Raw genomic sequence first — 20,363 nt, 5'->3', positions numbered from 1 at the left:
TCGCACATCCTGGAATGGCGCGTCATTCATCATCGCAGCAGCAGGCAGGCGTCGCCATAGGAATAGAAGCGATAGCCGGAGCGAAGCGCATGGGCATAGGCCGATTGCATCCGCTCGAGCCCGGAGAAGGCGCAGACCAGCATGAACAAGGTCGAGCGCGGCAGATGGAAATTGGTGAGCAGCGCGTCGACGGCGCGGAAGCGATAGCCGGGCGTGATGAAGATCGCCGTCTCGGCGGCGAAAGGCTCCAAGAGTCCGTCCTCGCGCGCGGCGCTCTCCAGCACCCGCAGCGCCGTCGTGCCGACCGCGACGACGCGGCCGCCCCGCGCCCGAGTCGCGTTCAACGCTTCGGCGGTCGCGGCGTCGAGCGCGCCCCATTCGGCATGCATCTTATGCGATTGGGTGTCCTCGGCCTTGACCGGCAGAAATGTGCCGGCGCCGACATGCAATGTCACGCGATGCAGCGCGACATCCCGCTCGCGCAGAGCGTCGAGCAGGCGCGCAGTGAAATGCAGGCCCGCCGTGGGCGCGGCGACGGCGCCGGCGCGTGCGGCGAACAGGGTTTGATAATCCGCCTCGTCGCGCGCGTCGGCGGCGCGCTTGCCGGCAATATAGGGCGGCAGCGGCATCACGCCCGAGGCCTCGATGGCGGCGTCGAGCGCCGCGCCGGCGAGTGGGAAGGCGAAAAGAATTTCGCCAGCCTCGCCCTTGTCGACGACGCGCGCCTCGAGCGCGTCGTCGAAGCGCACGCTCTCGCCGACGGCCAACTTTTTCGCCGGCCGCACGAGCGCGCGCCAGCGGTCCGCGCCGACGCGCTCGATCAAGGTCGCCTCGATACAGGCCTGCGACTCGCCGCGCGTGCGAAAGCCCGAGAGCCGCGCGTGAATGACGCGCGTGTCATTGACGACGAGCGCGTCGCCCGGCGCGAGCAGCCGCGGAAGATCGAGGACAGTCCGGTCGGAAAAATCGCCCTCGGGCGGGACGACGAGCAGCCGCGCGCTATCGCGCGGGCTCACGGGTCTGAGCGCGATCGCCTCTTGGGGCAGCTCGAAATCGAAGAGATCGACGCGCATGATTTTTTGAGAGGAATCGGTGTGCGCGACTCCTTCTCCCGCACGCGGGAGAAGGAGTGCGAGCCGTTCAGCCCAGCGTCGCCTTGACGATCTTGTCGGGGTCCTGCACCGGCTCGCCGCGCTTGATCTTGTCGACATTCTCCATGCCGGAGATCACCTCGCCCCAGACCGTGTATTTCTTGTCGAGGAAGCGGGCGTCGTCGAAGCAGATGAAGAATTGCGAATTGGCGGAATCGGGGTGCTGAGCCCGCGCCATGGAGCAGGTTCCGCGCACATGCGGGGCGGCGTTGAACTCCGCCTTCAGGTCCGGATATTTGGAGCCGCCCGTGCCGGTGCCGTGCGGGCAGCCGGTCTGCGCCATGAAGCCCTCGATGACGCGGTGGAACACGATTCCGTCATAGAAGCCTTCCGACACGAGCTTCTTGATATGGGCCACGTGACCCGGGGCAAGGTCCGGGCGGAACTTGATCACCACATCGCCCTTGGTGGTCTCGAGCTTCAACGTATCGGCGTCGCTCATGTCGGCTCCTGTTCAGTTCGGATGATTGTCTCGCCGCAAAGCAATCCGGGGGCCGGCGGCTCCCCGGATCGCGGTCTCGGCTCAGCTCTCGTCGCCGGCGAGGCGCAGCTTGATGATCTTGTCCGGGTTCGTGACCTTGCCATTGTCGGCCTTGTCGCCCTTCTTGATCTTGTCGACGACATCCATGCCGGAGGTCACCTCGCCGATCACCGTATATTGCTCCTCGAGATAGCGCGCCGGCGCGAGGCAGATGAAGAATTGCGAATTGGCCGAGTTCGGGTCCTGGCTGCGCGCCATGCCCAGAGTGCCGCGCAAAAATTTCTCCTTGGAGAATTCGGCGGGGATGTTGGGCAGGTCCGACTTGCCCATGCCGGTGCCGGTCGGATCGCCGGTCTGGGCCATGAAGCCGTCGATGACGCGGTGGAACACCACCCCGTCATAGAAATGGCGCTTGGCCAGCGCCTCGATCTGCGCCGCATGCTTCGGCGCGATGTCGGCCCGCAGCTTGATGACGATGCGGCCGTCCTTGGTGTCGAGATAGAGCGTATGCGGCTCGGCTGCTCCGGCGGCATGGCCGAAGGTCGGGACGGCGGCGACGAGCGCGGCCGCGAGCGCGAAGGCGCGGCGATCGATGAGCAATGGAACCTCCCTTTTGCTTTATGGTCGGCGGTCGGAGAGCGCGCGGCGCAGAGCCTCGGCCGCCTGCGGCGGGACGAAGGGCGAGACATCGCCTCCGAGCGAGGCGATCTGTCGCACGAGCGTCGCGGTGATGTGCCGGACGGCCGGAGACGAGGGCAGAAAAATGGTTCTGATCTCCGGCGCCATGGCGAGATTCATCCCCGCCATCTGCATTTCATAGTCGAAATCGGCTCCGTCGCGCAATCCACGCAGGATGATCTCGGCGCCGTGCTCGCGGGCGGCCTCCACCGCGAGGCCGGCGAAGGAGACGACCTCGAAGCTCCCTTCGAGCCCGGCGCACACCTCCCGGATCAGCGCGACGCGCTCGTCGAGCGCGAGCAGCGGCGTCTTGCCCGGATGCGCGCCGATGGCGACGACGAGCCGGTCGCAGAGAGCCGCCCCGGCGCGGATCACATCGAGATGGCCGAGCGTGAGCGGATCGAAGGAGCCGGTGTAGAGAGCCGAGCGGTTCATGGAGGCCGATATAGGCGATTTTTCGTTATCGGTAACCTATGTGCGCTCTCCTTCTCCCGCTCTGGCGGGAGAAGGTGGCCCGGCGAAGCCGGGTCGGACGAGGGCCGGCACCGTGATCGCGTCGCGTGCGGCGCAAGACATGACAGTGTTTTGTTACATTGTCGCAACGCCCGACGGAGCGCGCGAATGGCGGCGCCGACCCTGTTCACGAAACGGCTCATGCTTCGCGGCTGGCGCGACTCGGACCTCGAGCCATTCGCGGAGCTCAACGCCGATCCCCGTGTCATGCAATTCTATCCTCGAGCGCTCGACCGCGCGCAAAGCGACGCATCGGCCGATCGCATTCGCGCGAAGCTGAATGCGATCGGCTTCGGCCTATGGGCGGTCGAAGCCCCGCATGTCGCGGCGTTTCTGGGCTATGTCGGACTTGCCGAGCCGGCGTTCGGCGCGCATTTCACGCCCTGCGTCGAGATCGGCTGGCGCCTCGCGCATCGATATTGGGGACAGGGATATGCGACAGAGGCGGCGATAGCGGCGCTCGATCACGCGTTCGGCGTCCTCGGCCTATCGGAGGTCGTGTCGTTCACGGCGCAGGACAATCTGCGCTCGCGCCGCGTGATGGAACGGCTCGGGATGAGCTACAGCGCCGACGATGATTTCGAGCATCCAGACCTTGCGGTCGGACATCCGCTGCGGCCGCATGTCCTCTATCGCCTGAGTAGAGCACAATGGACGCAGTCTCGGTCTGCGAATGGCGCCGAGCGTTGAACGATTGGCAGGGCAATCGGGTGAAGGATAAGATCCCCGACCCTCGCCCTGAGAAGCCGCCGCAGGCGGCGTCTCGAAGGACGGCCGCGGGGCGCAATCAAAGGTTTCTCCCCGTTGCCGTCCTTCGAGACGCCCGCTTCGCGGGCTCCTCAGGACGAGGGTGAGGGGACTGTAGTCGATCACCCGATTCCCCTGTGAACGACTGTCTTTGATCTTGAAACCCTCATCCGACCCGGCTGCGCCGGGTCACCTTCTCCCACGAGTGGCAGAAGGGAGATTCGGTCCTCACCCAAGGCTCGCCTTCACCGTCTCGATCAGCTGCTTCAAGCTGAACGGCTTGGGCAAGAACCCGAAATCGCCCTCCGGCAGATTTTTCGCGAAGGCTTCCTCGGCGTAGCCCGAGACGAACACCACCTTCGCCGTCACGCCGCGCTTGCGCAGCTCCGCGAACATGGCCGGGCCGTCCATCTCCGGCATCACCACATCGGAGACGATGAGATCGATGCGCGCCCCCTCGCGCTCGACCACCTCGAGCGCCTCGAGGCCGGAACTCGCCTCGAGCACGCTGTATCCGCGCGAGACCAGGGCGCGGGCGGCGAAGGCGCGCACCGCGTCCTCGTCCTCGACCAGCAGAATGCTCCCCTGCCCCGTGTAATCGGCGGCAGCCTTCGGCGCCTCCACCTTGGAGGGAAGCTCCCCCGCCTCCGGCACATGGCGCGGCAGCAGAATGCGAAACACAGTGCCGCGGCCGACCTCGCTGTCGACGAAGACGAAGCCGCCCGACTGCTTGACGATGCCGAACACCATGGCGAGGCCGAGGCCGGTGCCCTTGCCGACCTCCTTGGTGGTGAAGAAGGGCTCGAAAATCTTGGCTTTCACATCCGCCGGAATGCCGGAGCCATTGTCCTCCACTTCGATCAGCACATAATCGGCAAAGATGAGCGAGGCCTCGCCGAAGCTCCCACATTCGGCGGCGGCGATGTTGCGCGTGCGCAGGATGATGCGGCCGCCCGTCTCCGGCATGGCGTCGCGGGCGTTGACGACGAGATTGATGACGACCTGCTCGAACTGGTTGATGTCGGCCTTCACGAACCAGAGGTCGCGGCCGTGCTTCAGATCGACCTCGACCTTCTCGCCGACGAGGCGGCGCAGCAGCAATTGCAGCTCCGACAGCACGTCGCCGAGCTGCAAGACTTGCGGGCGCAACGTCTGGCGACGGGAGAAGGCGAGCAGCTGGCGGGTGAGCCCGGCGGCGCGATTGGCCGTCTGCTTGATCTGGATGATGTCCTGAAAGGATGGATCGGTCGGGCGATGATTGGCGAGCAGGAGATCGGAATAGCCGATGATCGCCGTCAGCATATTGTTGAAGTCATGCGCGACGCCGCCGGCGAGCTGGCCGACCGCCTGCATCTTCTGCGATTGGGCGAAGCCCTCCTGCAGCTTGCGCTGCTCGGTGGTGTCGAGCGCATAGATCATCGCGCCCTTGCCGCCGGCGTCCTCCGCCGGCGCGGCGAAGAAGCGCGCGGAGCGCGCGGGCCTCCCCTCGCAGTCCTCGAGCGCGGCGTCGACGGGCTCGACGTCGCCCTTGTCGTCGAGCGCCGCGGCGATCGCCTCGCGCAGCGCCGGACGGTCGCGCTCGATGACGCCGTCGAGGATCGGCCAGGCCGCGCCGCCCTTCATCGCTTGCGGCAGGAGCTTGGCGAAAGCCGCGTTGGAGCGGGTGACGCGCCCGTCCTGATCGAGCGCGGCGATCGCCATCGGCGTCGAATTGAAGAAGCGCGCGAAGCGCACTTCGGCGGCGCGCAGATCCTCCTCCGGCTCCTCGCCCGCGGCGCGGTTCAGCACCAGAGTGCGCGACGCGCCGGGCGTTCCGTCCTGGCCGAAGGCGACGCGATGCAGCAGGCGCACCGGCAGCGTGCGGCCGTTGCGGCGCTTCAGATCGAGGTCGATCTGGGCGGTGCGCACCTCGCCCGCGCCGCCGGCGACCGAGGTGATGAGCGTCGAGCCGCTGTTGGCGACGATGTCGGCCAGCGCGATCCCGCCCGAGCCGACCTGGGTGAGGTCATAGCCGAGCCAGCCGGCGAGCGTCTTGTTCATGTAGGAGATCGCCCCGTCGGGCGCGGCGGACAAGAATCCGGCGGGCGCATGATCGAGGAAATCGATGGCGTGCTGAAGCTCCTGGAAGAAGTTCTCCTGGCGCTGACGGTCGGCGGTCGCGTCGACGACGGTCCACAGATTGGCGACGCCGCCGCCGTCGCGCGTGAGCGGGCGCACGCGAATGCGGTACCAGCCGACCTCGGCGTCGCCGGTGAGCGGCGGCGCGAGGCGAATGTCCTCGGCGTGAGAGCGGCGCGCGCGGGCGGCCTGGGCGAGGCGATAGATCGCCTCCGAGACATCGGCGGGGCCCGAGAACAGGCGCTCGACGGTGACGAGCCCGGCGGCGTCGCGCGCGCCGCACAGATCCATATAGGCGTCGTTCGCATAGACGATCTGCGAATCGCCTTCGGTGACGAGCAGGCCTTCCGAAAATGTGTCGGCGATCTGCCGCGCGATGTCGCGCCGCGCGGCGGCGGCCGGGAGGCGCAGAAAGCCGACGGCGTAAGCGAAAGCCGAGAACACGCCGGCGACGGCGAGCAGCGCCAGCAGGCCCGCCGCGAATTTCGGCGCGAGCGGCGCCGGCAGCAGCGAGGCGAAGACGATCGCGCCGACGAGTCCAACGGCGAGCGCCAATACGAGCCCGATATTTCCGGGTCGTTCGGTCCGATCGTAGGCGGGCGGCGCCGGCTTTTCGAGCCTGTCGTGCATTCTGAACGGAGTCTCGCTCGGTCTCGCCCGGCGAAATGCGCCGGCGCTGAGGTGAATCGCGCTAGACAATGACCTTCCGCGCGGCGCAAGGCAACGCCCGCGCGCCGAAATCCGCTAGCGTCGCGCTGGAGCTTTTCGCGCGTTAACCATTGATTAACCTTTCGGGCGCGCTTGCTTCGAAAACTGATAGATTGCATGCTCGCGCCGCGTCACGACGAGAGAAAAAGCGATTCATGCCCCCCAGCATCACCCAATCCCAGCTTCTGCCGATCCTCGCTGCGGTGGTGGCGTTCCTGTTCGCGGCGCTTCTGCTGCTCTACATCTATCGGCTGTTGTTCGGGCGGCGCATCAAGGCGCCCGGCCCGCGCAATCGTCCGCGGCGCCTCGACATCGTCGACACGTTCGAGCTCGACGGAGACCGTCAGCTGGTGATCGTCAGGCGGGATAATGTCGAACATCTGCTGCTGATCGGCGGCCCCAACGATCTTCTGGTGGAAGGCGCGATCACGCGGGTCGAGGCGCGCGACACGCGGCCGCGTGAGGCGCCTTCGGCCGCCGGGTGGCCGCTCGCGCCGCCGCCGCCGATCGGACCGATTCCGCCGCCGCCCGCCGCCGAGGTCGGCAAGCGGCCCGTCGACGTTCCGCCGCTCGCGCCGCCGTCCCCGCCGGCCGGTCTCGGGCCCCTGCCCTCGGATATGTTCGCTCCGCCGCCGCCTCCCCCGCCGTCGGTCAAGCCGCCTGTCGCGCCGCCTTCGCCGGCAGTCGGCGAAGGCCAGCCCGCGGCCGCGCCGCGGCCTGCGGCGACCTCGCGCTTCACCCCGCCGCCGCGCCCCGGCTTCACGCCGACTCCCAGAGCCCCGCGGCCGCCGCCGCCGCCCTTCCTCTCGCGCACACAGCGGCCGGCCTCCGCGCCGGGCGCCGCCGAGGGCGCGGCTCTTGCGCCGGTTCCTCCGCCACAGGCCGAAAAGCCGGTCCCCGAGCTTCCGCCCCAGCCGGCCCCGCCGCCCGCCGCGGCCACGCCGGCGCCTGAAGCCGCTCCGCCCCCGGCGGCCGCCCAGGCCCCCGCCCCGGCGCCTGCGAAGCCGGCCCCCGAGGTCGACCCGCTCGATTCGCTGGAGGCGGAAATGGCGCGGCTGCTCGGCCGGCCGGAGCCCAAACAGAAGTGACGAAACGACAGCGCCCGCGGAAGTCCGCGGGCGCTGTTCGATCCCCATCCCCAAATAGAAAAGAGTGAACGGCGTCAGTCGTCGCGGTAGACGCGCTCGCGGCGCTCGTGACGCTCCTGCGCCTCGATGGACAGGGTGGCGATCGGCCGTGCGTCGAGCCGCTTCAGAGAAATGGGCTCGCCGGTCTCCTCGCAATAGCCATAGGTGCCGTCGTCCAGCCGCGACAGAGCCGCCTCGATCTTGGCGATGAGCTTTCGCTGTCGGTCGCGGGCGCGAAGCTCGATCGCCCGGTCGGTTTCGGATGAAGCGCGATCGGCGAGATCTGGATGATTCTCGTTCTCGCTCTGCAGAGTCGCCAGCGTGTCGCGGCTCTCCTGCAGAATTTCCTCTTTCCACGCGAGCAGCTTGCGCCGGAAATACTCGCGCTGCCGCTCGTTCATGAAAGCTTCCTGCTCGGACGGCTTGTAGCTTTCGTCTATATCCACCGCCATGGCCTCGAATCCTCTCTCAGCCTGAACGCGGCGTCTATATAGCCGCGCCGTCCTGGCAGCACAATCACTTCCATCCGGAGCCCCTCAAGCGCGCCCTGCGAGCGCTGTTTTCAGGTTGGAATCGATCTTGTCGAGGAAGCCGGTGGTCGACAGCCATTTCTGCCGGTGGCCGACGAGCAGGGCCAGATCCTTGGTCATGAAGCCCTGCTCCACCGTCGACACGCACACGTCTTCGAGCGACTGCGCGAAATTCGTCAGCGCGGCGTTGCCGTCGAGCTTGCCGCGATGGGCGAGCGCCCGGGTCCAGGCGAAGATCGAGGCGATCGAATTGGTCGACGTCTCGTGCCCCTTCTGATGCTCGCGGTAGTGGCGCGTCACCGTGCCATGAGCGGCCTCGGCCTCGACGGTCTTTCCGTCCGGCGTCATCAGCACGCTGGTCATCAGCCCGAGCGAGCCGAACCCCTGCGCCACCGTGTCCGACTGCACGTCGCCGTCGTAATTCTTGCAGGCCCACACATAGCCGCCGGACCATTTCAGCGCCGAGGCGACCATGTCGTCGATCAGGCGATGCTCATAGGTGAGGCCGAGCGCCTGAAACTTCGTCTTGAACTCGGCGTCGAACACTTCCTGGAACAAATCCTTGAAGCGCCCGTCATAGGCCTTCAGAATCGTGTTCTTGGTCGAGAGGTAGAGCGGGAACCTGCGATTGAGCGCATAATTCATCGAGGCGCGGGCGAACTCGCGGATCGAATCGTCGAGATTGTACATCGCCATGGCGACGCCGGCGCCCGGGTATTTGAAAACTTCCTTCTCGATGACCGTCCCGTCCTCGCCCTCGAATTTGATCGAGAGCCGTCCCTTGCCGGGCGTGCGGAAATCGACGGCGCGATATTGATCGCCGAAGGCGTGGCGGCCGATCACGATCGGCTGCGTCCAGCCCGGCACGAGACGCGGCACATTCTTGCAGATGATCGGCTCGCGGAAGATGACGCCGCCGAGGATGTTGCGGATCGTGCCGTTGGGCGACTTCCACATTTCCTTGAGGCCGAACTCCTTCACGCGCGCTTCGTCCGGCGTGATGGTCGCGCATTTGACCCCGACGCCATGGCGCTTGATCGCCTCGGCCGCGTCGATCGTCACCTGATCGTTCGTGGCGTCGCGATTCTGGATCGAGAGATCATAATAGAGCAGCTCGATATCGAGATAAGGAAGGATGAGCTTGTCTTTGATATAGGCCCAGATGATGCGCGTCATCTCGTCGCCGTCCAGCTCGACGACCGGCTGCTCCACCTTGATCTTGCTCATCCAATTCTCCCGCGTCAGGCCCCGGCCTTATAGAGCGCTTTCCGATCGAACGGAATCGTTCGATCGATCAGAATTCGCTCAAACTAAAGAATGCTAGGCCGGCGCGAGGCAAAGCAGGCGCCATAGGCGGGCGAGCGGACGCCGTATGCGGCGCCGCTTCCGCCGAAGAGCCGTCATTGCAAGGAGCGCAGCTATGAAGAAGCAATCGATCGCGATACCGGCCGAGGCGAGGCGTCCCGTGGAAATCACGGCGCGCAGACCGGCCGCTCGCACCGCTTCTTCACCGCATCGATCTCGGCGAGCATTTTTCGCAGCTCGTCGAGCGCCTTCCGCTCCTCGGCGGTGAGCTCGCGGCGCGGCTCGAAATGAGCGAGCAGAACGGCCAGCGCGTCGCCGATGCGGCCGAGCTGCCTGCCATAGCTGCCGACGTCCATCAGCACCTCCTCTTCCACCCGAGGGGAGCTCGAGCGGCCGAGGTTGATGTTGATCAGACCGAGCTGGCTTCCGTAGGGGCTGAGAAAGGCGGTCAGCGGACTGATCGTTTGCGTCACGTCGCCGGAAAGGGGGAGCTTGAAAAGCGGCATGATGGAGCCTCACGAAAAATGAGCGGAAAGCCGCCCATATTCGCATGGTTCTATCCGATGTTCATTCCGCCGCGTCCGTCGGCGACGCCGCCGCGCGCGCCTTTTTGGCGAAGCACAGCCACAGCGTGACCGAGCCGAGCGCGATCGAGATCAAAGAACCGGCGAGCACGCCGATTTTCGTCGCGCGCAGCGCGCCGGGATCGGCATCGAAGGCGATCTGGCCGATGAACAGGCTCATGGTGAAGCCGACGCCGCAGAGGACCGAGACGCCATAGAGCTGGCCCCAGCTCGACCGCGTCGGTCGAACCGCGAGACCTGTGGAAATGGCGAGCGCCAGCGCCGAGAACACGCCGAGCTGCTTTCCGACGAACAAGCCCACCGCGACTCCCATCGAGACCACGCCGACGGCTTCGGAGACCCCGCCCTCCCCGATCGTGACGCCCGCATTGGCGAAGCCGAACAGCGGCAGAATCAGCAGCGCGACGAATGGCCCGAGGCGGTTCTCCAGCCGATGCAGCGGCGTGTGCTCATGCGGATCGGGCCCGGTCAGGCGCAGCGGAATGAACGCGGCGAGCAGCACGCCGGCGAGCGTCGCATGCACGCCGCTTTTTTCGACGCAATACCAGAGGACCGCGCCGAGCAGGAGATAGGGCGTCAGCCGGCGCACCTCGAAGAGATTGAGGCCGAGCAGGAGGAAGAGAGTGACGCCGGCGCCGAGCGTCGGTCCCGCCGCGGGCTCGCCGGCGTAGAACAGCGCGATGATGAGGATCGCGCCGAGATCGTCGAGAATGGCGAGCGCCGTCAGAAACACCTTCAGCGCCGCGGGCACGCGGTCGCCGAGCAGAGCCAGAACGCCGAGCGCGAAGGCGATGTCGGTCGCGGACGGAATCGCCCAGCCGCGTCGTGTCTGCGGCGAATCCACGTTGAACGCGGCATAAATGAGCGAGGGCGCCAGCATGCCGCCGAGCGCGCCGAGGCCGGGGAGAATCCGCGCCGACCACTGGCGGAGATGTCCGTCCAGCAATTCCCGCTTGATCTCCAGCCCCACGAGGAGGAAAAAGATCGCCATCAGCCCGTCGTCGATCCAATGCAAAGCGGAGAGCGGGCCGAGCTTCGTCTCGAGCGTATGAGCATAAATCTCGGCGTAGGGCGAGTTGGCGGTGACGAGAGCCAGAGCGGCGCTGCCCATCAGGATGACGCCGCCCGCCGCCTCGCTGTCGATGAATCGACGCAGGGTCGAACGAAAGCGGTGACGCTGGCGGTTCATGAGAAAATCCCCTACGGAACGAAAGCTGCGCGCAGCTTCCCCCTCTTGGGCGATTTTCCATCCTCGTTCAACGGGATTCGGGAGCTGCGCAAGCGCCGGCGCCGATTAGGCGGGAAAAAATGACGACAGGAGATGAAGACATGTCCCTCGTCCGCGCCATCGGCCTGATGTCCGGCACCTCGATGGATGGCGTGGATGTGGCGCTGCTCGAAACCGACGGCGTCCAGCTTCTCTCCTTCGGGCCGACCCTCTCCGCGCCCTATGGCGAGGAGGACCGGGCGCTGCTGCGGGCGGCTCTGGCGAAGGCTGTCGACCTCGAGGACAGGATGGCCCGACCCGGCCCGCTCGCCGAGGCCGAGCGCGTCGTGACCGAACGGCACGCCGAGGCGGTCGAGGCGTTTCTGCGCGAAAATGAGATCGACGCGGCGGCGATCGATGTCGTGGGGTTCCACGGCCAGACCGTGCTGCATCGTCCCGAGCGGCGCCTCACCGTGCAGATCGGCGACGGCGCCGCCCTCGCGCGACGGCTCGGGATCGATGTCGTCTATGATTTGCGCGCCGCCGATGTCGCCGCCGGCGGCCAGGGCGCGCCGCTGGTTCCGGCCTATCATCGCGCGCTCGTCGCCGCGAGCGGACTCGACGGCCCGGTCGCCGTGCTGAATATCGGCGGCGTCGCCAATGTCACTCTCGTCGACGGGGCCGCCGAGCCGGTCGCCTGCGACACCGGTCCCGGAAATGCGCTCATCGACGATCTGATGCTGGCGCGAACGGGCGTTGCTTTCGATCGCGACGGCGCGGCCGCCGCGGCCGGCCGGGCGGACGAGGACGCGCTCGCGCGGCTTCTCGCCCATCCTTTTTTCGAGGCGCCGCCGCCGAAATCGCTCGATCGAAACGATTTCTCGCTCGCCCCTGTCGCGGGCCTCGCGACCGCCGACGCGGCGGCGACGCTGACCGCCTTCACGGCCGCTTCGATCGGACGGGCGTTTCCGCTGCTGCCGGCGCCGCCGCGCCTCGCCATCGTCTGCGGCGGCGGCGCGTACAATCCGACGCTCATGCGCGAGCTGGCGGCGCGCTTGCCCTGCGCGGTCGAGCGCGCCGAGGATATCGGCTGGGCGGGCGCAGCGATCGAAGCGCAGGCCTTCGCCTTTCTCGCCGCGCGATCGCTGAAAGGCCTGCCGCTCACCTTTCCAAAGACGACCGGCGCGCCGGAGCCCCTACCCGGCGGCCGTCTCGCGCGCGCCTCCGGTTGACGACTTCTCGAGACTTTGCGGCCAAGCTTCCGGGAGAGGGAGGTCGCAATGACTGACGAGAATGGGAGAGAAGCCTCGGTCGGCCGGCGGGGCTTTCTGCTTGCCGCCGGGGCAGGCCTCGCTGCGGTGGCCGCAATCCGCGCTGATGTGGCCTCGCGCCTGTTCAACCCGTTGTCTCTCGACAGCTTCGAGCTCGGCCCCTCCCCCGGACTCCTCGACGCCGCGGGCCGGCCGCTCGCCGGCCTTTCCTCCACCGATCTCGCCGGCCGGCGATCGGTCCTCAATTTCTGGGCGTCCTGGTGCCCGTCCTGCCGGGAGGAGCATCAGCTGCTCGTCGAATTCGCCCGCCTTTGTCCGGTCCCGGTCTATGGCGCCGCCGTGCGCGACGCCCCGGACCATGTGCGCGACTATCTCGCGCAGCACGGCAATCCCTATGCCGCCGTCGGCCTCGACAGCCGCGCCCTGCTGCAGCGCGCGCTCGGCGCCCGCGGGGTTCCGACGACTTTCGTCATCGGCCCCGGGCCGTCGATCGAGCTCGCGCTGCACGGTCCTCTCGACCCGCAAATCCTGGCGGCGCGGCTGCTGCCGGCGTTGAGCAAAGCCGGCTGACCTCGACGCGGATCGAGAACATCGAGCGTAAAGCATCGCATCTCGAAAAGCATTCTGGCAGGATTACAACCTGACGCCGACGACGAAAAAAGAAGGCGAAACTGTGGAGAAACGAGTATTTGTCTGCGGCCTTCCTGCAAAAGGACAAAAACATCATTTCTATGATGTTAACGACGGCAAGATGTAAAAAAATTAACTTGAATTTCATCCGCCAGAGCTACAGCTTCTCTACCGACGCTCGTCGTCGCGGTTCAACGCGGCTCGCCGCGAGCCTGCGGCGTCGACGCTCCAGCGCGTCCGGACAGAGCGAAAAAACGGTATCGAGAGGACTGGATCATGAAGAAATATGTCGTCGCCGCGAGCATGCTCGCCTTGGCTGTCGGGATGGGCTCGGCGTCGGCCGCCGACCTTCCGTCGCGCAAAGACGCCCCGGCCTTTCTGCCGCCGCCGCCGCCGCCGCCGATGTGGACCGGCTTTTATTTGGGCCTCAACGCCGGCTATGGCTGGTCGAACACCGATACGGTCACCCAGTCCTATTATGACACCGGCTCCGCCGGCTTCGGCGCGCAGGCGCTCGCCGGCAATTTCCCCTTCGCCCCCTCGGTCAAGAACGAGGGCTTCATCGGCGGCGGCCAGATCGGCTATAATGCGCAGGTCTACAACAGCTTCGTGCTGGGCCTCGAGGCCGACATTCAAGGCGTCGCCTCCGATCGCCAGTCGACGACCTATACCGGTCCGACCGCCTCGGCCTCGATTTCGCGCGGCCTCGATTATCTCGGCACCGTGCGCGGCCGCGTCGGCTATCTGGTGACGCCGACCCTGCTCGCCTATGCGACCGGCGGCCTCGCCTATGGCCAGACCAATCAGAGCGCGACCTATTACGGAACCGCGACCGGCTCCGACTCCTTCTCCGACACGCGCGTCGGCTATTCGGTCGGCGGCGGCCTCGAATGGCTGTTCCTGCCGCATTGGAGCGCCAAGGCCGAATATCTCTACTATGATCTCGGCAAGGCGACGACCTCGGGCGCGTCCTTCGCTTATGCGGACGCCGCCGGCGCGCAGAACTCCTGGGCGCAGTCGACCTCCCGCTTCGACGGCCATGTCGTCCGCGCTGGCGTGAACTATCACTTCAACTTCTTCGACGCGGCGCCCTCCGCGGTCAAATACTGACGCTGGTCGGCGGCCGCTCTCTTCAATCTCGAGAGCGGCCGCCGAGCGGTTCCGATCGAGCCGACGTCAGCGCCCTCGACACGAGGCGCAGCGCGGCAATGATCTCGTCGCTCTCTCGATTTTCGGCCTGAGCGCCGACGATCGCGCCGTCCGCGGCGAGCCTGGCTGCATAGGCGACGACCATCCGGTCCGGCGCATCGTCGGGAAGCAGCGACAGAATGGCCTTCGTCAGCGCGCCCTTGTGCCTCGATGCGATCTTGGCGACGTCGGGCAAGGCGTCGCCGATCTCCGCGACGGAATTGATGAAGGCGCAGCCTCGATAGGACGGCTGCGCGAACCAATCCGCGAGCGCGAGGACGAGCGGCGCGAGCGGTTCCTGTCGACGCTCGGCCTCGCTCTGCCCTTCCGCGTGACGCGCGAGCGCCGCTTCGAACCAGCGCATCCAGCGCTCGTGCCGATGCTCGAGAAAAGCGCGGATGAGATCGTCCTTCGATGGGAAGTGACGATAGAACGTGACCTTGGTCACTCCCGCTTCGGCGATCAGGCGGTCGACTCCTGTCGCACGCACGCCGTCGCGATAGAAGAGATCATGCGCCGTCTCGAGGATGCGATCGCGGGCGGATTTGGTCTCGCGGGTCATGACCGAGCTATAGACAACTCTGTCCACCTGGGCTAGGCAGACGACGTAGACAGATCTGTCTACGTCGCCCGGAGCGCCCGCCGATGGAACAAAGACCGCCGCTTCCTCCATTTACCGAAGAGACCGCTCGTCAGAAGGTGCGCGCGGCCGAGGACGCCTGGAACTCTCGCGACCCGGCCCGCGTCGCCGGGGTCTACGCGCCGGATACGAAGTGGCGGAATCGGGCGGAGTTTCTCGAGGGTCGCGACGCCGCACGGGCCTTTCTCGAGCGCAAATGGGCGCGCGAGCTCGACTATCGCCTCATCAAGGAGCTTTTCGCCTTCACGGGCGATCGCCTCGCGGTGCGCTTCGCCTATGAGTGGCGCGACGACTCCGGCCATTGGTTTCGAAGCTATGGCAACGAGAATTGGGAGTTCGACGCGAACGGCCTGATGCGGCGTCGCTACGCCAGCATCAATGATTTGCCGATCGCACCGGAGCGGCGCATGTTCCATTGGCCGCTCGGCCGCCGGCCCGACGATCATCCGGGCTTGAGCGATCTCGACTTGTAACGGAGGGTTCGAACTGCGAGCTCGAGGCTCGCAGCCTCAATCGCCCCGCGCCGGAATGGCGATGCGCGGCGGATTGCCGAGCCGGCGGTCGAGATAGGCGTCGACCTCCGAGATCAGCGGCTCGATGCGGTTCTCGAAGAAGTGGTTGGCGCCCTGGACCACCGCATGCTCGATGACGATGCCCTTCTGCGTCTTGAGCTTCTCGATGAGCCCGGTGACTTCCTTCAGCGGCGCGACGCGGTCGAGATCGCCGTGGATAAAGAGGCCCGAGGACGGGCACGGCGCCAGGAAGGAAAAATCGAAGCGATTGGCCGGCGGCGCGATCGAGACGAAGCCCTCGATCTCGGGCCGGCGCATCAGCAATTGCATGCCGATCCAGGAGCCGAAGGAGACGCCGGCGATCCAGCAGGCGCGCGCTTCCGGGTTCACGGCCTGGGCCCAGTCGAGCGCGGCGGCCGCGTCGGAAAGCTCGCCCGCGCCGTGATCGAAAGCGCCCTGGCTGCGGCCGACGCCGCGGAAGTTGAAGCGCAGCACCGAGAAGCCGCGTTCGGCGAAGGCGTAATAGAGGTGGTAGACGATCTGATTGTTCATCGTGCCGCCGAACTGCGGATGCGGATGCAGCACGATGGCGATCGGCGCGCCGCGCTGCGCCGACTGATGGAAGCGGCCTTCGAGCCGGCCTGCGGGGCCGGTGAAAATGACTTCGGGCATGGAACTCCTCGTCGTGCCGACGCGAGAACGTCATTTTCGGTCGGGACGGTTTCCGCCGACGCCGAAAATGCGTTATGATCCGGACGGGCCAGTCCCGGCGGGGCGCCACGCTCCGACGCGCCCGGGCTCCCGCAGCCTGTCCGGCCGAGCGGGCCTTCTAGCATGTACGCCGGGGCGATAGGCAAGAGTTTTGAAGCTCCCGTCGCGCCATGACATCGGCCCGGCGCCGAACGGGAGCCCGCCGGGTTCGATGCGCGCCTATCTCGATCACAACGCCACGACGCCGCTGCGGCCCCAGGCCCGCGCGGCCATGCTCGCGGCGCTGGACATGGTCGGCAACCCGTCTTCCGTCCATGCCGAGGGCCGCGCCGCCCGAGCCGCCGTGGAAGGCGCGCGAGCAGAGATTGCCGCCGGCGTCGGGACAGCCACTAAAAATCTCGTCTTCACCTCGGGCGCGACCGAGGCCGCCAATCTGATTTTGACGCCTTTCTTACAACGCGGCCACGACGAAGCCACCTTCGATCTGCTGCTGGCCGGCGCCGGCGAGCATGCCGCCGTCCTCCAAGGCCGCCGCTTCCCCCCGGGGAATGTGGAAAGCGTTGCGCTGACCGCCGACGGGATCGTCGCGCTCGACGCCCTGTCCGGCTTGCTGCAGCGCAACAAAGAACGCCGCATTCTCGTCGCCCTACAGGCCGCCAACAACGAGACCGGCGCGGTGCAGCCGACGCGCGCCGCGGCCGATCTGATCCATGCGGCGGGCGGGCTCCTGATCTGCGATGCGACGCAGGCGGTCGGACGCATCGAGACGACATTCGCCTCGACCGGTGCCGATGCATTGTTCTTTTCCTCACACAAGCTCGGGGGACCCGCCGGCGCCGGCGCACTGGCGCTCGCCGACGACGCTCTCCATATCAGGGAGGCGCTTCTGCGCGGCGGCGGGCAGGAGAGCGGCCGGCGCGCGGGAACCGAAAACCTCGCCGCCATCCTCGGCTTCGCCGCGGCTTTCGCAGTCGCGAAAGAAACGCTCGCCGAGGAAGCCGAGCGGCTCTCCGGGCTGCGCGGCCTGCTCGAGGAAAAAGTAAAGGAAAGCTGGCCGGAAGCGGTGTTTTTGAGCGCCGGAGCTCCGCGTCTGCCCAACACGTCGGCCTTTCAGACGCCGGGCGGAAAAGCGCATACGCTGCTGATGGCGCTCGACATGGAAGGGATCGCCCTCTCCACGGGCTCCGCCTGTTCCTCGGGCAAGGTGCGGCGCTCGCATGTGCTCGCCGCCATGGGGCTCGAGGAAACGGAAGCTTTGCGGGCGAGTCTCGGTTGGTCGACGACCCGAGAGCATGTAGATTTGTTTGGTATCGCTTTTGCACGGATCGCGAAGAGGATCAGGGCGCGGCGGACGGCCGCCTGAAAAGGCCGCCCCGGCGGCCCGAAATTTCGGCCGGCGGGCCTTGAACCCGTCGAGACGAGGAGAGGACACATGGCGGCTCGCCAGGAGACGGTGGCGCGCGTCGAGGAAATCGACGTCGACGCGTATAAATACGGCTTCACGACCGATATCGAATCGGAAAAGGCCCCCAAGGGCCTCAGCGAAGATATCGTCCGCTTCATTTCGGCGAAGAAGAACGAGCCCGAATGGCTGACCGAGTGGCGCCTCGAGGCCTATCGGCGCTGGCTGACGATGGAGGAGCCCAAATGGGCTCGGGTCGACTATCCGCCGATCGACTATCAGGACCTCTATTATTACTCCGCGCCGAAATCGACGCCCGGGCCGACCTCGATCGAGGACGTCGATCCGGAGCTGCTGCGCACCTATGAGAAGCTCGGCATTCCGCTGCGCGAGCAGGAGATCCTCGCCGGCGTCGAACAGCGCAAGATCGCCGTCGACGCGGTGTTCGACTCGGTCTCGGTGGCGACGACCTTCAAGGAGGAGTTGTCCAAGGCGGGCGTGATCTTCTGCCCGATCTCGGAAGCGGTGCGCGAGCATCCCGAGCTCGTTCGCAAATATCTCGGCTCGGTCGTTCCGGTGACCGATAATTTCTATGCGACGCTGAACTCGGCCGTGTTCTCGGACGGGTCCTTCGTCTACATCCCGCCGGGCGTGCGCTGCCCGATGGAGCTCTCGACCTATTTCCGCATCAATGAGAAGAATACGGGACAGTTCGAGCGCACGCTCATCATCGCCGACGCCGGCTCTTACGTCTCTTATCTCGAAGGCTGCACGGCCCCCAAGCGCGACGAGAACCAGCTGCACGCCGCGGTGGTCGAGCTCGTCGCTCTCGACGACGCCGAGATCAAATATTCGACGGTGCAGAACTGGTATCCCGGCGACAGCGAGGGCAAGGGCGGCATCTATAATTTCGTGACGAAGCGTGGCGATTGCCGCGGCAAGAACTCGCATATCTCCTGGACGCAGGTGGAGACGGGCTCCGCGGTGACGTGGAAATATCCATCCTGCATTCTGCGCGGCGACAATTCGCAGGGCGAGTTCTATTCGATCGCAGTGTCGAACGGCTATCAGCAGGTCGACAGCGGCACGAAGATGATCCATCTCGGCAAGAACACCAAGAGCCGCATCATCTCCAAGGGCATCTCCGCCGGCAATTCGCAGAACACCTATCGCGGACAGGTGTCGGCGCATCGCAAGGCGGAAGGCGCCCGCAATTTCACCAACTGCGACAGCCTGCTGATCGGCGACAAATGCGGCGCGCATACGGTGCCCTATCTCGAATCGAAGAACGCCTCGGCTGTCTTCGAGCATGAGGCGACGACGTCGAAGATTTCCGAAGACCAGCTGTTCTATTGCATGCAGCGCGGCCTCTCGGAAGAAGAAGCGACGGCGCTCATCGTCAATGGTTTCGTGCGCGATGTGCTGCAGAAGCTGCCCATGGAATTCGCAGTCGAAGCACAGAAGCTGATCGCGGTGAGCCTCGAAGGCAGCGTGGGATGACAGCTCGAAAGATGCATCTCGTTTTGCCGGGCGATCTCGAGGCGGAAGTCGCCTCGGCCGTCGCGACAGGCGAATATGCATCTGAAGAAGATGTCCTTCGCGATGCTGTCGCCGAGTGGCGAGCGCAGAGATTGGCGGAGGCGATGGGGCTCGAGGAGCTGCGTCGTCTCTGGCAAGAGGGCGTCGAGAGCGGCGCGGGTCGGTCATGGTCGATCGATGAAATCAAAGCGGAAGCGCGCCGCCGAACGTCTCTCACGAGAAGCTGAGTGCGCATTGTTCGATCAGCACGCGCAGAAGAGGATTTGATCGAAATTTGGGCCTATGTGGCCCGGGACGACGAAAGCGCCGCGGATCGCCTGCTCGATCGTTTGGAGAGAAAAACCAGACTGCTCGGCGAGAATCCGAAGATAGGGCGCGAGAGGAATGACATAGCGGTCGGAGTGCGAAGCACCGTGTGCGGGTCTTACTTGCTGCTGTATCGGATCGAGGCCGATCACGTGGAACTGGTTCGCTACATCCACATGAGACGGAGCCTCGAAGGCGCGGCACGGTAATTGCGGTCACAGCGTAACGCCAGACGGAACGTCGTCGAGAGGAACCAGAGCAAATGATCGAAATCAAGAATCTCCACGTCTCCATCGGAGAACGCAAAATTCTCGACGGGCTGAACCTGACGGTGAAGGACGGCGAGGTCGCCGCCATCATGGGTCCGAACGGCACCGGCAAATCGACGCTCTCTTACGTGATCTCGGGACGCGAAGGTTATGACGTGACCGAGGGCGAGGTGCTGCTCGACGGCGAGAATATTCTCGGTCTCGAGCCGCATGAGCGCGCCGCCAAGGGCGTGTTTCTCGCCTTCCAATATCCGGTCGAGATTCCGGGCGTCGCGACGATGACCTTCCTCAAGGCCGCGGTGAACGCGCAGCGCCGCTCTCGCGGCGAGGAGGAGCTGCAGACGCCGGACTTCATGAAGATGGTGCGCGAGGCGTCGAGCAAGCTCGGCATCAATATGGACATGCTGAAGCGTCCGCTCAACGTCGGCTTCTCCGGCGGCGAGAAGAAGCGCATGGACATTCTGCAGATGAGCCTGCTGGAGCCGAAGTTCGGCATTCTCGACGAGACCGACTCCGGTCTCGACATCGACGCGCTGCGCATCGTCTCCGAGGGCGTCAACGCGCTGCGCTCGCCGAGCCGCGGCTTCCTCGTGATCACCCACTATCAGCGCCTGCTCGACTACATCAAGCCGGACACCGTGCATGTGATGGCCAAGGGCAAGATCCAGAAGACAGGCGGTCCGGAGCTCGCGCTGGAGCTCGAGAAGAGCGGCTATCGCGATTATGTCGGCGAAGCGGCGTGAGGT

Annotated in this window: 21 protein-coding genes; 10 read left to right on the top strand and 11 right to left on the bottom strand. The window is 66.0% G+C overall.

Features of this window, described 5'->3' with window-relative positions; genetic code table 11:
• Window positions 1-29: 29 nt before the first annotated feature.
• The 4 genes from queA to coaD form a co-directional block, all read right to left on the bottom strand.
• On the bottom strand, window positions 30-1,073 hold the full coding sequence (queA, locus tag K3F48_RS03160; protein ID WP_222573955.1) for a tRNA preQ1(34) S-adenosylmethionine ribosyltransferase-isomerase QueA: 1,044 nt from the start codon (window positions 1,071-1,073) through the stop codon (window positions 30-32).
• A 67-nt stretch (window positions 1,074-1,140) separates the two neighbouring features.
• Window positions 1,141-1,593: a peptidylprolyl isomerase gene (locus K3F48_RS03155; RefSeq protein WP_222573954.1), complete on the bottom strand. Its 453-nt coding sequence runs from the start codon at window positions 1,591-1,593 to the stop codon at window positions 1,141-1,143.
• 81 nt (window positions 1,594-1,674) lie between these two features.
• Window positions 1,675-2,232 carry a peptidylprolyl isomerase gene (locus K3F48_RS03150; protein ID WP_222573953.1) on the bottom strand — a complete coding sequence of 186 codons (558 nt, stop codon included), beginning with the start codon at window positions 2,230-2,232 and terminating at the stop codon, window positions 1,675-1,677.
• Window positions 2,233-2,250: 18 nt separating this feature from the next.
• On the bottom strand, window positions 2,251-2,745 hold the full coding sequence (coaD, locus tag K3F48_RS03145; protein WP_222573952.1) for a pantetheine-phosphate adenylyltransferase: 495 nt from the start codon (window positions 2,743-2,745) through the stop codon (window positions 2,251-2,253).
• A 186-nt stretch (window positions 2,746-2,931) separates the two neighbouring features.
• Between coaD and K3F48_RS03140 the strand changes: the two genes are divergently transcribed.
• The gene (locus K3F48_RS03140) at window positions 2,932-3,513 is read left to right on the top strand and encodes a GNAT family N-acetyltransferase (protein WP_222573951.1); all 582 of its coding nucleotides are present in this window, start codon (window positions 2,932-2,934) and stop codon (window positions 3,511-3,513) included.
• A 285-nt stretch (window positions 3,514-3,798) separates the two neighbouring features.
• Here K3F48_RS03140 and cckA read toward each other — a convergent pair whose 3' ends face one another.
• Window positions 3,799-6,318: a cell cycle histidine kinase CckA gene (cckA, locus tag K3F48_RS03135; RefSeq protein ID WP_222573950.1), complete on the bottom strand. Its 2,520-nt coding sequence runs from the start codon at window positions 6,316-6,318 to the stop codon at window positions 3,799-3,801.
• A 233-nt stretch (window positions 6,319-6,551) separates the two neighbouring features.
• Here cckA and K3F48_RS03130 point away from each other — a divergent pair, with 233 nt between their 5' ends.
• On the top strand, window positions 6,552-7,484 hold the full coding sequence (locus K3F48_RS03130; RefSeq protein ID WP_222573949.1) for a flagellar biosynthetic protein FliO: 933 nt from the start codon (window positions 6,552-6,554) through the stop codon (window positions 7,482-7,484).
• Window positions 7,485-7,558: 74 nt separating this feature from the next.
• Here K3F48_RS03130 and dksA read toward each other — a convergent pair whose 3' ends face one another.
• From dksA to nhaA, 4 genes are all read right to left on the bottom strand, one after another.
• On the bottom strand, window positions 7,559-7,975 hold the full coding sequence (gene dksA, locus K3F48_RS03125) for an RNA polymerase-binding protein DksA (protein WP_222573948.1): 417 nt from the start codon (window positions 7,973-7,975) through the stop codon (window positions 7,559-7,561).
• A gap of 84 nt (window positions 7,976-8,059) precedes the next feature.
• Window positions 8,060-9,280, bottom strand: coding sequence for an NADP-dependent isocitrate dehydrogenase (locus K3F48_RS03120; protein ID WP_222573947.1), 1,221 nt, complete (start codon window positions 9,278-9,280; stop codon window positions 8,060-8,062).
• A 245-nt stretch (window positions 9,281-9,525) separates the two neighbouring features.
• Window positions 9,526-9,864, bottom strand: a complete 339-nt coding sequence (locus K3F48_RS03115) for a hypothetical protein (protein ID WP_222573946.1) — start codon at window positions 9,862-9,864, stop codon at window positions 9,526-9,528.
• Between the two features lie 61 nt (window positions 9,865-9,925).
• Complete coding sequence (gene nhaA, locus K3F48_RS03110; RefSeq protein WP_222573945.1) at window positions 9,926-11,131, bottom strand: Na+/H+ antiporter NhaA; 1,206 nt, start codon at window positions 11,129-11,131, stop codon at window positions 9,926-9,928.
• Window positions 11,132-11,271: 140 nt separating this feature from the next.
• On the opposite strand from nhaA, the gene K3F48_RS03105 reads away from it, so the two are divergent.
• The 3 genes from K3F48_RS03105 (at window position 11,272) to K3F48_RS03095 (ending at window position 14,160) form a co-directional block, all read left to right on the top strand.
• Window positions 11,272-12,381 carry an anhydro-N-acetylmuramic acid kinase gene (locus K3F48_RS03105; RefSeq protein ID WP_222573944.1) on the top strand — a complete coding sequence of 370 codons (1,110 nt, stop codon included), beginning with the start codon at window positions 11,272-11,274 and terminating at the stop codon, window positions 12,379-12,381.
• 48 nt (window positions 12,382-12,429) lie between these two features.
• On the top strand, window positions 12,430-12,990 hold the full coding sequence (locus K3F48_RS03100) for a redoxin family protein (RefSeq protein ID WP_222573943.1): 561 nt from the start codon (window positions 12,430-12,432) through the stop codon (window positions 12,988-12,990).
• A 336-nt stretch (window positions 12,991-13,326) separates the two neighbouring features.
• Window positions 13,327-14,160 carry an outer membrane protein gene (locus K3F48_RS03095; RefSeq protein ID WP_222573942.1) on the top strand — a complete coding sequence of 278 codons (834 nt, stop codon included), beginning with the start codon at window positions 13,327-13,329 and terminating at the stop codon, window positions 14,158-14,160.
• Window positions 14,161-14,182: 22 nt separating this feature from the next.
• Here the strand turns inward: K3F48_RS03095 and K3F48_RS03090 are convergent, their stop codons facing one another.
• A complete protein-coding gene (locus K3F48_RS03090; protein WP_222573941.1) occupies window positions 14,183-14,800 on the bottom strand; it encodes a TetR/AcrR family transcriptional regulator in 618 nt (205 codons plus the stop codon).
• 83 nt (window positions 14,801-14,883) lie between these two features.
• Here K3F48_RS03090 and K3F48_RS03085 point away from each other — a divergent pair, with 83 nt between their 5' ends.
• The gene (locus K3F48_RS03085; protein ID WP_222573940.1) at window positions 14,884-15,351 is read left to right on the top strand and encodes a nuclear transport factor 2 family protein; all 468 of its coding nucleotides are present in this window, start codon (window positions 14,884-14,886) and stop codon (window positions 15,349-15,351) included.
• Window positions 15,352-15,387: 36 nt separating this feature from the next.
• On the opposite strand, the gene K3F48_RS03080 is transcribed toward K3F48_RS03085, so the two are convergent.
• Complete coding sequence (locus K3F48_RS03080; protein WP_222573939.1) at window positions 15,388-16,062, bottom strand: alpha/beta hydrolase; 675 nt, start codon at window positions 16,060-16,062, stop codon at window positions 15,388-15,390.
• 250 nt (window positions 16,063-16,312) lie between these two features.
• Here K3F48_RS03080 and K3F48_RS03075 point away from each other — a divergent pair, with 250 nt between their 5' ends.
• From K3F48_RS03075 to sufC, 4 genes are all read left to right on the top strand, one after another.
• On the top strand, window positions 16,313-17,464 hold the full coding sequence (locus K3F48_RS03075) for a cysteine desulfurase family protein (protein WP_222573938.1): 1,152 nt from the start codon (window positions 16,313-16,315) through the stop codon (window positions 17,462-17,464).
• 69 nt (window positions 17,465-17,533) lie between these two features.
• On the top strand, window positions 17,534-19,003 hold the full coding sequence (gene sufB / locus K3F48_RS03070) for a Fe-S cluster assembly protein SufB (RefSeq protein ID WP_222573937.1): 1,470 nt from the start codon (window positions 17,534-17,536) through the stop codon (window positions 19,001-19,003).
• A gap of 266 nt (window positions 19,004-19,269) precedes the next feature.
• On the top strand, window positions 19,270-19,557 hold the full coding sequence (locus K3F48_RS03065; protein ID WP_222573936.1) for a type II toxin-antitoxin system RelE/ParE family toxin: 288 nt from the start codon (window positions 19,270-19,272) through the stop codon (window positions 19,555-19,557).
• A gap of 53 nt (window positions 19,558-19,610) precedes the next feature.
• Window positions 19,611-20,360, top strand: coding sequence for a Fe-S cluster assembly ATPase SufC (sufC, locus tag K3F48_RS03060; protein ID WP_003610798.1), 750 nt, complete (start codon window positions 19,611-19,613; stop codon window positions 20,358-20,360).
• Window positions 20,361-20,363 lie beyond the last annotated feature (3 nt).

It is taken from the genome of Methylosinus sp. Sm6, assembly GCF_019802345.1.
Classification (GTDB): Bacteria; Pseudomonadota; Alphaproteobacteria; order Rhizobiales; family Beijerinckiaceae; genus Methylosinus.
The sequence above is the reverse complement of the archived record's forward strand: the minus strand, read 5'-3'. Positions and strand labels throughout refer to the sequence as shown.